Source organism: Nocardioides pinisoli, from assembly GCF_024199985.1.
Classification (GTDB): Bacteria; Actinomycetota; Actinomycetes; order Propionibacteriales; family Nocardioidaceae; genus Nocardioides; species Nocardioides pinisoli.
On record NZ_JANARS010000006.1, the window covers coordinates 161,965 to 173,823 of the forward strand.

At 73.1% G+C, this 11,859-nt stretch carries 12 protein-coding genes; 3 read left to right on the forward strand and 9 right to left on the reverse strand.

Annotated elements, in window-relative coordinates:
• Positions 1-22: 22 nt before the first annotated feature.
• The gene (gene msrB / locus NCI01_RS14775; protein WP_254182262.1) at positions 23-421 is read left to right on the forward strand and encodes a peptide-methionine (R)-S-oxide reductase MsrB; all 399 of its coding nucleotides are present in this window, start codon (positions 23-25) and stop codon (positions 419-421) included.
• On the opposite strand, the gene NCI01_RS14780 is transcribed toward msrB, so the two are convergent.
• The 3 genes from NCI01_RS14780 to hemG are packed head-to-tail and all read right to left on the reverse strand — an operon-like array spanning position 422 to position 3,403.
• Positions 422-1,264: a hypothetical protein gene (locus NCI01_RS14780; protein ID WP_254182263.1), complete on the reverse strand. Its 843-nt coding sequence runs from the start codon at positions 1,262-1,264 to the stop codon at positions 422-424.
• 38 nt (positions 1,265-1,302) lie between these two features.
• Positions 1,303-2,034, reverse strand: a complete 732-nt coding sequence (gene hemQ / locus NCI01_RS14785; protein ID WP_254182264.1) for a hydrogen peroxide-dependent heme synthase — start codon at positions 2,032-2,034, stop codon at positions 1,303-1,305.
• Between the two features lie 4 nt (positions 2,035-2,038).
• Positions 2,039-3,403 (reverse strand): protoporphyrinogen oxidase, encoded by a 1,365-nt coding sequence (gene hemG / locus NCI01_RS14790; RefSeq protein ID WP_254182265.1) that lies wholly within the window; start codon positions 3,401-3,403, stop codon positions 2,039-2,041.
• Positions 3,404-3,457: 54 nt separating this feature from the next.
• On the opposite strand from hemG, the gene NCI01_RS14795 reads away from it, so the two are divergent.
• Both NCI01_RS14795 and NCI01_RS14800 read left to right on the forward strand, forming a co-directional pair.
• On the forward strand, positions 3,458-4,318 hold the full coding sequence (locus NCI01_RS14795) for an NYN domain-containing protein (protein WP_254182266.1): 861 nt from the start codon (positions 3,458-3,460) through the stop codon (positions 4,316-4,318).
• Between the two features lie 80 nt (positions 4,319-4,398).
• Positions 4,399-5,391, forward strand: coding sequence for a DUF4349 domain-containing protein (locus NCI01_RS14800; RefSeq protein WP_254182267.1), 993 nt, complete (start codon positions 4,399-4,401; stop codon positions 5,389-5,391).
• Positions 5,392-5,400: 9 nt separating this feature from the next.
• Here the strand turns inward: NCI01_RS14800 and NCI01_RS14805 are convergent, their stop codons facing one another.
• From NCI01_RS14805 to NCI01_RS14830, 6 genes are all read right to left on the reverse strand, one after another.
• A complete protein-coding gene (locus NCI01_RS14805) occupies positions 5,401-6,747 on the reverse strand; it encodes an MFS transporter (protein WP_254182268.1) in 1,347 nt (448 codons plus the stop codon).
• Entirely contained in the window at positions 6,744-7,361 is a 618-nt protein-coding gene (locus tag NCI01_RS14810) for a flavin reductase family protein (RefSeq protein ID WP_254182269.1), read from the reverse strand. Before NCI01_RS14810 ends, NCI01_RS14805 begins: the two co-directional genes overlap by 4 nt.
• On the reverse strand, positions 7,358-7,882 hold the full coding sequence (locus tag NCI01_RS14815; protein ID WP_254182270.1) for an NADPH-dependent FMN reductase: 525 nt from the start codon (positions 7,880-7,882) through the stop codon (positions 7,358-7,360). Before NCI01_RS14815 ends, NCI01_RS14810 begins: the two co-directional genes overlap by 4 nt.
• Positions 7,879-9,021, reverse strand: coding sequence for an LLM class flavin-dependent oxidoreductase (locus NCI01_RS14820; RefSeq protein ID WP_254182271.1), 1,143 nt, complete (start codon positions 9,019-9,021; stop codon positions 7,879-7,881). Before NCI01_RS14820 ends, NCI01_RS14815 begins: the two co-directional genes overlap by 4 nt.
• 46 nt (positions 9,022-9,067) lie before the next feature.
• The gene (locus tag NCI01_RS14825; protein WP_254182272.1) at positions 9,068-10,294 is read right to left on the reverse strand and encodes an SfnB family sulfur acquisition oxidoreductase; all 1,227 of its coding nucleotides are present in this window, start codon (positions 10,292-10,294) and stop codon (positions 9,068-9,070) included.
• A 176-nt stretch (positions 10,295-10,470) separates the two neighbouring features.
• Positions 10,471-11,775, reverse strand: a complete 1,305-nt coding sequence (locus tag NCI01_RS14830; protein ID WP_254182273.1) for an acyl-CoA dehydrogenase family protein — start codon at positions 11,773-11,775, stop codon at positions 10,471-10,473.
• Positions 11,776-11,859: the final 84 nt, after the last annotated feature.

Here is an 11,859-nt window from a genome sequence, read left to right on the forward strand (position 1 = left end):
AGCGCCTCCGTAAACTGGGGACATGGCCTACGACGTGCAGAAGACCGACGAGCAGTGGCGCGAGGAGCTGACCCCGGAGGAGTACGCCGTGCTGCGACAGGCCGGCACCGAGCGTGCGTTCACCGGTGAGTACACCGACACCGAGACCGAGGGCACCTACTCCTGCAAGGCCTGCGGATCCGAGCTGTTCACCAGCGACACCAAGTTCCACTCCGGCTGCGGCTGGCCGAGCTTCTACCAGCCGATGACCGACACGGTGGAGTACATCGAGGACAACTCCCACGGCATGAAGCGCGTGGAGGTCCGCTGCGCGACGTGCGGCTCGCACCTCGGCCACGTCTTCCCCGACGGGTTCGGCACGCCGACCGGCGACCGCTACTGCATCAACTCGATCAGCATCACGCTCAACGAGAAGAAGTGATCACGAGGTCGGCTCCAGCGCGGAGCTGACCTCCACCAGTCCCTCGCCGTAGGTCGCGTCGGCCCACGCCTGGATGGAGCCGTCGTCGTAGACGACCTGTGCGTCGAGGGAGTCCGGCGCGAAGGAGCCGCTGGTCAGCAGCTGGTCGCCGAGCGCGGTCTGGAGCTCCTGGTTGACCTGGTTGAGGTCGGCATCGGTCTTCTCGACCGTGGTGACGCAGAGCATCCCGCCCCACGTCCTGCGCAGCTCGGCCTCGGCGCCCTCCGGGTCCTCGGTGACCGCCACGTTGATCGTGTTGCCGGTGAGCCAGGCGGAGGCGTACGACGGCAGCGCGGAGGCCGCGGCCAGGGTGGCGTCCATGTCCTCCGGCGTCGCCTTCGCGGTGTCGGTCGTGGTCGGCTCGTCGCACGCGGCCGCGAGGGGCTCCTGCTCGGGCGCGGCCATGGTGTCGTAGAGCGCGGCGGGGATGGCGTCGGTGACGGTGAAGGTCTCGCCGTCGAAGGTGCCGGTGAGGGCGTAGGAGCCCCACCGCACGCCCGACGCCTGCTCCGAGCCCACGTCACCCCAGTCGAAGTCGACGAGCGCGGGGCCGCCGCACTGCGGCGGGTAGGACTCCGCGATGGCGCCCAGGCACATCTCCGGGCCGTCGCCGTCGTCGATCACCATCACCAGTCCGCTGGTGCGCACCTCCCCGTCGGGGACCGGCCGGGGCGCCTCGCCCGAGGAGGCGTCGGCGGCGGCCGCCGAGCCCGACGGGTCGACGGCCTTCATCTCGGCCTCGGTGGAGCAGGCGGTGGCAGCGCCCAGGACGGTCAGCACGGCAGCAGCGGCGAGGATCCTCATGATTCTCCGACGCTACTGCGCGCCGAGGCGTTCCCGCGTCAGGGCAGGCGGTCGAGCAGCTCCTGGGGCGAGACGCGGGCGCCGGTGTAGAACGGCACCTCCTCGCGCACGTGGCGACGCGCGTCGGACGCGCGGAGGTCGCGCATGAGGTCGACGATGCGGTGCAGCTCGTCGGCCTCGAAGGCGAGCAGCCACTCGTAGTCGCCGAGGGCGAAGGACGCGACCGTGTTGGCGCGGACGTCGGCGTAGCCGCGGGCCTGCTGGCCGTGCTGGGCGAGCATCCGGCGGCGCTCGCCGTCGTCGAGGAGGTACCACTCGTAGGAGCGCACGAAGGGATACACGCACACGTGGGCGCGCGGCTCCTCGTCGGCGAGGAACGCGGGGATGTGCGACTTGTTGAACTCCGCTGGCCGGTGCAGCGCCATCTGCGACCAGACCGGCTCGAGGCGCCGCCCGAACGAGGTGCGACGGAGGGCGTTGTAGGCGCTCTGGAGCTGCTGGGAGTCGGCGGCGTGCCACCACACCATGAGGTCGGCGTCGGCGCGCAGGCCGCTGACGTCGTAGAGGCCGCGGACCTTCACGTCCTGCTCGGCCAGCACCTCGACGAGTGCGGCGAGGTCGGTGGCCTCGGCCGCGCGGTCGGCGTCGTCGCCGAGGACGTCGCGCAGCTTGAAGACCGACCACATCGTGTAGCGGATCGTGTCGTTGAGCTCGCGCGTGCGGGCGGCGTTGGTCTGCGTCTCGACAGAGGTCGGGGTGGGCTCGGTCATGCGTTCATTCTGCCCGTGTGACCGAGGCCACGGCCTGCCGGGCCGAGCCGATCACCGCGGGGATGCCGACGCCGTCGTACGACGCCCCGCAGACCGCGAGCCCCCGCTGGGCGGCGACCGAGGCGCGGACCCGGGCGACCCGGTCGAGGTGCCCCACGGCGTACTGCGGCAACGCGCCGCCCCACCGCTGGACGTGGGTGTCGACGGGTCGGGCGGTGATGCCGGCCATGGCGGCGAGGTCGGCGAGGGAGACCCGCACCAGCCCCTCGTCGCCGGCCTGCAGGGTCGCCTCCTCGCCGTGGCGTCCGAGGGAGGTGCGCAGCACCACGACGTCGGGGTCGAGGTCGCGCACCCACGCCCACTTGGCGAAGGAGAAGGTCGAGGCCTTGATGGTGCGGCGCTCGACGGGCGGCACCAGGAAGCCGGACCGGTCGAACAGCGCGTCGGGGACGTCCTGGGCGCGGAAGGCGAGGGTCACGACCGCGACGCTCGCGGCCTCGACCGCGCCGAGCTCCGCAGCCGCGTCGGGCAGCACGTCGCCCAGGAGGCGAGCGGTGGCCGCAGCCGGCGTGGCGAGGACGACCGCGGCGGCCTCGACGGTCTCGGCGCCGGTCGTCGGGCCGACGGTGAGCGCCCAGCCCGACCCGGACCGGCCCGAGGTGACGGGGCGCAGGGCACGGACGGTCGCTGAAGTGCGCACCTCGAAGCCACCGCCGTCGACGACCAGGCCGGGCAGTCGTCCCATGCCGCCGGGGAGCGCGGCGAAGACCGGCGCCGTGGAGGTCGGCAGGTCGGCGACCTGCTCGAGCAGGCTGCCGCGGCGGGCCATGGCGAGCAGCTGCGGCACGGCCGCGGCGGCGGAGATGCGCCGGGCGTGGCCGGCGTACACCCCACCCAGCAGCGGCTCGACGAGCCGCTCGACGAGCTCGTCGCCGAGGCGTCCGGCCACCAGGTCGCCGACCGAGACGTCGTCGTCGACCGCGGTGCCGGTCTCGGCGCGCGCACGGGCCAGCCCCCCGGGGCTGAGAACCCCGCTGCCGGCCAGCTGGTCGAGGTCGAGGGGGACGCCCATGAGCGAGCGCGGCAGCGCGCGCAGCGCCCCGCGCGACCAGACCGCGGACGTGGCGGGCGTCGGGTGCACCACCTCGGCGCCGACCTCCTCGGCGAGGGCCAGGCCCTCGGGACGGCGGGCGAGCATCGCCTCGGCGCCGACGTCGACGGTGAGCCCGGCGACCTCGGCGCTGCGCAGCTTGCCGCCGACCTGCGGGGAGCCCTCGAGGAGCAGGACGTCGCGCCCGGTCGCGGCGAGCCCGCGGGCGGCGACCAGTCCGGCGATCCCGCCGCCCACGACCACCACGTCCCGCCTCACGCCACCAGCCTGCCAGAGCCGTCCCGCTCGCCTGCGTGGACCTAGGCTGCACGCATGGAGTCCACGGGAGCCGCCGACCGGGTCGCGGTCATGATCGATGCCGACAACACCCGCCCCGCCTACGCCGACGAGGTGCTGGGCGAGGTCGCGAAGTACGGCGACCCGACGATCCGGCGCGTCTACGGCGACTGGACCAACCCCCACCTCACCCAGTGGGCGCGCAAGCTCAACCGCCTCGGCCTGCGGGCGATGCACCAGAACGCATACACCTCGGGCAAGAACTCCACCGACCTCGCGCTCGTGATCGACGCGATGGACCTGTTGTACGACGGCAACGTCGAGGCGTTCGCGCTCGTCACCAGCGACAGCGACTTCACCAGCCTCGCCCACCGGCTGCGCGAGTCGGGCAAGAAGGTCTACGTGCTCGGGGAGAACAAGGCGCCGGAGTCGCTGCGCAACGCCTGCGACAAGTTCATCGACCTCGCGGTGGTCACCGACCGCCAGGACGACGCCGAGGACGTCGACGACGAGTCGGACGACGCCGGCGAGGCCGAGGCGCCCTCGATCAACCTGCAGAGCGCGCTCACCCGCGCGGTCAACGCGGTCTCCGACGACGACGGCTGGGCGATCCTGCCCGCGCTGGGCAACCAGCTGATCCGCACCCACCCGTCCTTCGACGCGCGCAACTTCGCCGGGCCCGGGGCGCGGCTGAGCACGCTCGTCACCGCCCAGCCCTACCTCGAGACCGCCGGCTCCGGCAACGCGATGCGGGTCCGGCTCAAGGGTCACAAGCCCGACGGGAAGAAGGCCGCGGCGACCAAGGTGACCGCGCCCAAGGTGACGGAACCCAAGGCGACGGCACCCAAGGCGACGGCCACGAAGACCCGGTCGAGGAAGGCGCCGCCGGCCCCCTGACGCATCACGGTTGCGTCACGGGTGCGTCACGGCTGCGCGACGGCCGGAACCGGCGGCGGACGTCGCGGCGTCGGACGGCCATGACCCTCTCGACGACCCTCACCGTGGCCCGCGCCCGCACCGCCGGAGTCCTCACCGCCCTCACCATGACGGCCCTGCTGGCCGCCTGCTCCGCCGGCGACAGCGGCGACGGCGGAGGCGACGCCACCTCCGGCGACGTGTCGAGCGAGGCGTCGAACGACGCCTCGGGCAGCTCTTCCGGCAATTCGTCCGGCAGCTCGTCCGACCGGTCCGCGCCGGGGGCGGACGCCGGCGCCACGGCTGAGGACTCCACGGCGGGCGACACGGCTGGCGACGGCCCCACCACCCCGGAGCTGCGGCGCTCGGTCATCTCGAGCGGCACCGTCTCGCTCGCCGGCGAGGACGTGCGCGAGACCCGCCGCGACGTGCAGCGCGTCGTCGACGCGCAGGGTGGCGAGATCACGGAGGAGACCACCGAGACCGACTCCGACGGCGACACCTCCTACGTGCGGATGGTCGTGCGCGTGCCCAGCGCGAAGTTCGGCGAGACGATGTCGGCGCTCGAGCAGGTCGGGGTGCTCCGCTCGTCCGACCGCGGCTCCGAGGACGTCACGACCCAGGTCATCGACAACGGCGCCCGCGTCCGCGCCCAGGAGGCCAGCCTGCGCCGCGTCGAGCTCCTGCTCGCCGACGCGCGCGACCTCAAGGACGTGATCTGGATCGAGTCCCAGCTCACCGGCCGCCAGGCCGAGCTGGACTCGCTGAAGTCGCAGCAGTCGTGGCTGGCCGACCAGACGTCGCTCTCGACCATCACCGTCGACATCTCCACCCACCAGGTCGTCGAGGACGCGCCCGAGGAGAAGGAGCGGCCCTCGGGCTTCCTGGCCGGGCTCGACGGCGGCTCGAAGGCGCTCGGGGCCGTGGTGACGGTGCTCAGCACCGTCCTCGGCGCGCTGCTCCCCTTCGCCGCGGTGGCGCTGGTGATCGGCCTCCCGGTCTGGCTCGTCGTCCGACGCCGCCGGGGCGCCACGACCCGTACCCCGGCGGCGTAGACGCCGCGTCTACGCAGGCACCCGCTCGTGCACCGGCTCGATCGTCGGGTCCTCGCGGTCGAGCCGGGCACCTCGGGTCTCGGGCAGGAAGCGCGCGCAGGTCAACGAGATCGCGGCGACCAGCACGTTGTAGCCGGCGACCCACCACAGCGTGCCGTCACCGCGCGTGACCAGCCAGGCGCAGATGAGTGGCGTCAGGCCGGACGCGACGATGCCGGAGACCTGGTAGAGGGTGCTGAGCGCGGTGTAGCGGTAGCGAGTGTCGAACAGCTCGGACCAGAAGGCCGCGAGCGGTCCGTAGACCGTCCCGTAGACGACGCCGAGGCCCACGACGAACACGAGCGAGATGGCCCACCGGTCCCCCGTCTGCACGAGGAACGCCGCCGGGAAGGCGAAGAGCAGACCCACCCACGCGCCGACGCGGTAGACCGGCTTGCGGCCGACCTTGTCCGACAGCGCCCCGGCGAGCGGAACGAGGACGACACCGAGCGCCGCGCCGACGATGATCGCGTCGAGCGCCCAGGCGCGCGGCAGCTCCAGGTTGGTCGCGACGTAGGCCAGCAGGTAGACCGAGAACAGGTTGAAGGTGAAGCCCTCGACGAAGCGAGTGCCCATGCCCAGCAGCAGCGGCCGGGGCTGCTCGCGCAGCAGGTCGCGCAGCGGCAGCCGCGAGATCTCCTTGCGCTCCTGCACCTTGGCGAACTCCGGCGTCTCCATCACCGAGAGCCGGATGTAGGCGCCGATGCCGAGCAGGACGATGCTGACGAGGAAGCACGCGCGCCAGCCCCAGGCGAGGAAGTCCTCCTCCGGCAGCAGCCCGGCGAGCGAGAACGCGCCGGCGGCCAGGACCAGCCCACCGGGTACGCCGATGTGGGCGAAGCTGCCGTAGAGGCCGCGGCGCCCGGCCGGGGCGTACTCCACGGCCAGCAGCACGGCGCCGCCGTACTCCCCACCCACGCCGATGCCCTGCGCCACCCGCAGCAGCACCAGGGCGATCGGCGCCCAGACGCCGATCTGGTCGTAGGTCGGCAGCAGGCCGATGAGGGCGGTGCCGACGCCCATGATGACCAGGGTCAGCAGCAGCATCTGCTTGCGTCCGATGCGGTCGCCGTAGTGGCCGAACACCAGCCCCCCGATCGGGCGGGCGAAGAAGCCGACGGCGAAGGTCGCGAAGGCGGCGAACTGGGCGGCGGGGCCGTCGAGGCCGTTGAAGTAGAGCTTGTCGAAGACGACGGCGGCGGCCGTGCCGTAGAGGAAGAAGTCGTACCACTCGATCGTGGCGCCGACCGCCGAGGCGAGGGCGACGCGTCGGGGCGTCGGTGCCGTCGGGGTGGGGCGCGCGGCATGGGCGCTCACGCGGCGTCCTCCGCGTCGTCGCGGGACCCGGCGGAGCCCGGGTCGGCTGCGCCGCGGTCGACCTCGGCGCCGTTGATCCGGCCGTCGAGCCGGGCCGGGTCGAGGTCGTCACGGTGCAGCTTGGCGAAGGCGGAGCGGTGGAAGACGAGCGGGTGCTCGCCGTCACCGGCCCCGACCTCGTGCACCTCGAGCAGCACGATGACGTGGTCCCCGGCGACGACCTCCTCGTGGAGGGAGCAGTCGTAGGTCGCCACGGCCTCGTCGAGCAGCACCGCGCCGTTGCCGGTGACCTTGAACGGGAGGCCGGCGAAGCGCTCCTCGCGGGGCCCGGCGAGCTGCCGGCAGACTGCGTCGTGGTGGTCGGCCAGCACGCTGATGCCGAGGTGCTCGGCCTCGCGCAGCAGCGGCCAGGTGGAGCTGGTCGTCGAGATCGAGAACGACACGAGCGCCGGGTCGATGCTCACGGAGGTGAACGACGACGCCGCGATGCCGGTGAGCTGTCCCTTCACCGACGCCGCGACGGCGACCACCCCGGAGGGGAAGGCGCCGAAGGCGTCGCGCAGCGTGCGCTGGTCGATGGCAGGGACGGTCGCGGGGTGTGCGTGTGCGGTCATGCGGACGTGACCTCCAGGGCGGGAGCGGGAAGGGTCGGCAGGAGCTGCTCGGCGGTGGCGAACCACGCGTCGTAGGGCTCGCGCCGGTCGTGCTCGGAGTCGAGGACGTAGAGCCCGCGCGTCGGCACGGTCGCGCCGAGCTCGACGAGCAGGGGGCGGAGCCCGTGCTCGGTGGCGAGCGCGTGCACCGGCGACGCCCCGAGCATCAGCGGGATGGCGGTCACACCACCGAGCCCCTGGTGGGGGAAGCGGTCGAGGAACGCCTTGAGCAGACCGGTGTAGGTCGCCTTGTAGGTCGGGCTGGCGACGACCACGACGAGGCTGGAGGCGACCTCCTCGACCAGCTCGGCGACGCGCGGGGCCTCCCGGTCGAAGAGCTCCGAGGCGTGGTCGGCGAGGTCGACGACGAGGTCGGCACCACCCAGGCGGTCGGCGAGGGTCAGCGCCGACTCGTAGGTGCGCGAACGGGGCTTGGGGTTGCCGACCACGACCGCGACGCGGGCGGCTGCCCGGGCGCTCACGAGGCCGCCCGCTGTCCGCCGAACGGCACGGACGCGCGCGCCGCCGTCGGCGCGGGGTTGGTCCACAGGCCACGCTGCTCCAGCACCGGCAGCACGCCCTCGCCGAAGTGGTAGGCGCCCTCGAGGTGCGGGTAGGCCGAGAGCACGAACTCCTCGATCCCGAGCGCGGCGTACTCCTCGATGCGGTCCGCGACCTCCTCGTGGCTGCCGACCAGCGCGGTGCCGGCACCGCCGCGGACCAGGCCCACGCCGGCCCAGACGTTGGGGTGGATCTCGAGGCCCTCGCGCGAGCCGTTGTTGAGGGCGAGCATGTTCTGCTGCCCGACCGACTCCGACTTCTTGAGTCCCTCCTGGACGCGGCGGATCTCGGCGTCGTCGATGCCCTCGAGCAGGCGGTCGGCCTCGGCCCAGGCCTCCTCGGACGTGTCGCGGTTGATGGTGTGCATCCGGATGCCGAAGCGGATCTCCCGCCCCTGCTTCTCTGCCAGCTCGCGGATCCACGCGATCTTCTTCGCGACCGCGGCCGGCGGCTCGCCCCAGGTGAGGTAGACGTCGGCGTGCCTGGCCGCCACGAGACCGGCTGCCGGCGAGGAGCCGCCGAAGTAGATGCCGGGGACCGGGTCCGGCAGCTGCTGCAGGCGCGCCTGCTCCACCCGCAGGTGTCGCCCGGCGAAGGTCACCTCGTCGCCGGTCCACAGCCGCCGGACGATCTCGAGGAACTCGTCGCAGCGCTCGTAGCGCGCGTCCTTGTCGAGGAAGTCGCCGTAGGCGCGCTGCTCGTGCGACTCGCCGCCGGTCACGACGTTGAGCAGCAACCGGCCGCCGGAGAGGTTCTGGAAGGTGGCGGCCATCTGCGCGGCCAGCGTGGGCGAGGTCATCCCGGGCCGGAACGCGACGAGGAACTTCAGCCGCTCCGACAGCGGCGCGAGCATGGCCGTGGTCAGCCAGGCGTCCTCGCACCAGGCGCCGGTCGGGGTCAGCGCCGCCTCGAAGCCGAGCTGCCCGGCGCTGCGGGCGACCTGCCCGAGGTAGGGCACGCTCGCAGGCCGCCCTCCGGCGCCGTGGGAGACGCCGTGGCCGCCGCTGACGACCTGTCGGCCGTCACCGCCGTTGGTGGGCAGGAACCAGTGGAACTTCATCGTTGATCCTTTCGCGAGGGTCAGGGATGGCCTGGGAAGCGGGCCGTCAGAGCTGGCCGTGGTTGGGCGGTGGCGTGCCGTCGGCGACGTACCTGCCGAGGTGCTGCACCTTCCACGCGGCCGGGTCGTGCAGGGTGTGCGTGCGGGCGTTGCGCCAGTGGCGGTCGAGGTTGAGCGAGTCGAGGGCCGAGCGGGTGCCGGAGACCTCGAAGAGCCGGCTGGACACCTCGACTGAGACGCGTGCGGAGTGGGCTCGTACGGCGGCCACCGCCAGGCTCGCGGTCGTCGCGGTGTCGGCGGTCAGGTCGGCGTCGGCGGCGTCGACCGCCCGGGCGGCCTCGCGCAGCAGTGCCTCGGAGGCGCGTACGTCGAGCTCCATCTCGCCCAGCGCCTGCACGACCAGCGGGTCGTCGACCGCCCGGTCCACGCCGGCGTCCGGGTAGGGACGCGACCTCGTGCGGACGAAGGCCGCGGCCTCGGTCAGCGCGGCGCGGGCGATGCCGACGTCGAGGGCGGCGTGCAGCACCTGGGCGAAGGCGCCGTAGGTCTGCGGCCCCTCGAAGGTCAGGTGGTAGGGGGTGATGCGGTCCGTGGCGACCTCGACCTGGTCGAGCCGTACGGTGCCGCTGGCGGTGGTCCGCTGGCCCATGCCGTCCCAGTCGTCGGTGACGCTCACGCCGGGCGCGTGCCGCTCGACCCAGGCCACGTGGAGCGGGCCGGTGCCCGGGGCGGCCAGCGTGTCCTGACGGGCGAGCACCGGGATCCAGTCGGCGAAGAGCGCGCCGGTGCTGTAGCCCTTGGTGCCGGTGAGCGTCCACCGCCCGTTGCCGGCCGGCGTCAGGGTGGTGCGGATGTCGCGGACGTGCCTGGTCCCGACCTCCGACTGGGCGTTGCCGAACCGCTTGCCGCTCAGCACCTCGCGGAAGAAGAACCACTGCTGCTCGCGGGTGCCCTGGTGGCGCAGCGCGTTGACGTAGACGAAGTGGCTGTGCGGCACCTGGGCCACGCTCGGGTCACCGGTCGCCAGGATCCGGAAGACCTCGGCGAGGGTCTCGACCGGCAGACCGGCGCCACCGTGCTCGACCGGCACCGTCACCGCGAGCAGGCCCGAGGCGGAGAGGCGGTCGAGCTCGCGCTCGGGGAGCAGGCGGTCCCGGTCTCGCTCGAGCGACGTGGCGGCGAGCTCGGCGGCGATGCCCGTGGCGACCGCGATCGCGTCGTCGCGGGACAGGACCGGGACGGCCTCGACCTCTCGGACGGTGGCGGCGCTCATCTCTCTCTCCTCGCAATTAACTCTATTGATCTTGTAGACAAACGTAGCAGCGCTGCGCCCGGTACCGGGGACCGGCGCCGCGCGGGGGTGTCGAGGGGGTGGAAGGCAGCGCCTTGCAGGCAGCGCGAGGCACGTCCCTCCACCCCCTCCGGAGCCGGTGCGTGACCGGTCGGTCCTCAGTCCGCGGCATCCCCCGTGCGCGGCCGGGAGTCGTCCCAGTCCTGGCGCCGTCGGGTCCCGCCGATGGACCAGGCGTAGGGCGGCGGCGTGCCGTTGACGGCGTGGGCGCCCACGACCCGGGCCTTGAGGATGCGCGGGTTGTGCGAGGCGACCGTGCGGGCGTTGCGCCAGTGGCGGTCGAGCGCGAGGGGGCGGGCGGTCGCCGAGGCACCCAGGGCGTCGAAGATGTCGGACGTGGCGCGCAGCACGAGCTCCGACACGACGACCTGGGCGGTCGAGGACTCGATCTCGCCCACCTCGACGAGGGCGGCGACCTCCTCGCCGCTCGCCAGCGGCGCGTCCGCGACGGCCTGGATGCTGGCCGCCACCCGCAGCGTGGCGGCCTCGGCGGCGTAGACGGCCGCGGAGACCTCGCCGACCAGGGCGAGCACCTGGGCGTCGTCGCGCACGCGCGGCGCGTTGGCGTGGGAGAAGTTGCGGGTGCGCCGCTGCACGGCGTCGACCACGTCGCGCAGCGCCGCCCGGGCGATGCCGGTGAGCGTGGCGAGCAGGTTGAGCTGGTAGAAGGCGGTCTGGTAGGGGAAGCGGTCCTCGAAGGGCAGCACGTGGTCGGCCGGCACGCCCACGTTGTCAAAGGTCGTGGTGCCGCTGCCCGTGCCCTTCTGGCCGAAGCCGTTCCAGTCGTCGACGGTGCGCACACCCGGGTCGCGGGTGTCCACGAGGGCGATCGCGGTCGGGTCCTCCACCTCGTCGGGGTGCCCGGGCCGCGCGACGCGGGCGTGCACGTCGGCCCACTCCGCGAAGATGGTGCCGGTCGTGTAGTACTTCATGCCGTCGAGCCGGTACGACCCGTCCGCGCGTGGGCGGAGGACCGTGCGCGGCAGGTCGATGTCGGAGCCGACCTCCGACCACGCGTTCCCGGCCATCTCGCCGGCGACGAAGCGGTCGAACCACACCCGCTGGTCACTGGTGCGGGCGTGGTGCCACAGCCGGTCCTCGACGAGCGCGAAGTGCCCGCGGAACGCCTGCGGGAGGTTGGCGTCGACCGCGGCGAGCTCGATCCACAGCCGGGCGAGGTCGACGAGGTCGAGGCCGCCGCCGCCGAAGGAGACGGGCACGCGCAGCGCGCCGAACCCCTCGGCCTTGAGCAGCCGCACCGCCTCGACGGGCAGCTCGCCGTCGACCACACGCTGCAGCGCGCCGTCGGCGATGGACGCGAGGACCGCGCCCCAGTCGGTGGGCCGGGGCTCGGTCGGGGAGCTCGTCCGGCTGAGGACGGGCCGGACACGCAGGGTGGTCATGGGTGGGTTCCTCCTGTTTTGTATAGTTACTTAGTAGACTTTAGGGAGTCGACGTCGCGGACCCCGCAATCCCGGTAGCAGGTT

Coding starts and splice junctions, on each gene's coding strand:
- msrB (WP_254182262.1), top strand. CDS start 23: ATGGCCTACGACGTGCAGAAGACCGACGAGCAGTGGCGCGAGGAGCTG.
- NCI01_RS14780 (WP_254182263.1), bottom strand. CDS start 1,264: ATGAGGATCCTCGCCGCTGCTGCCGTGCTGACCGTCCTGGGCGCTGCC.
- hemQ (WP_254182264.1), bottom strand. CDS start 2,034: ATGACCGAGCCCACCCCGACCTCTGTCGAGACGCAGACCAACGCCGCC.
- NCI01_RS14795 (WP_254182266.1), top strand. CDS start 3,458: ATGGAGTCCACGGGAGCCGCCGACCGGGTCGCGGTCATGATCGATGCC.
- NCI01_RS14800 (WP_254182267.1), top strand. CDS start 4,399: ATGACCCTCTCGACGACCCTCACCGTGGCCCGCGCCCGCACCGCCGGA.
- NCI01_RS14810 (WP_254182269.1), bottom strand. CDS start 7,361: ATGACCGCACACGCACACCCCGCGACCGTCCCTGCCATCGACCAGCGC.
- NCI01_RS14820 (WP_254182271.1), bottom strand. CDS start 9,021: ATGAAGTTCCACTGGTTCCTGCCCACCAACGGCGGTGACGGCCGACAG.
- NCI01_RS14825 (WP_254182272.1), bottom strand. CDS start 10,294: ATGAGCGCCGCCACCGTCCGAGAGGTCGAGGCCGTCCCGGTCCTGTCC.
- NCI01_RS14830 (WP_254182273.1), bottom strand. CDS start 11,775: ATGACCACCCTGCGTGTCCGGCCCGTCCTCAGCCGGACGAGCTCCCCG.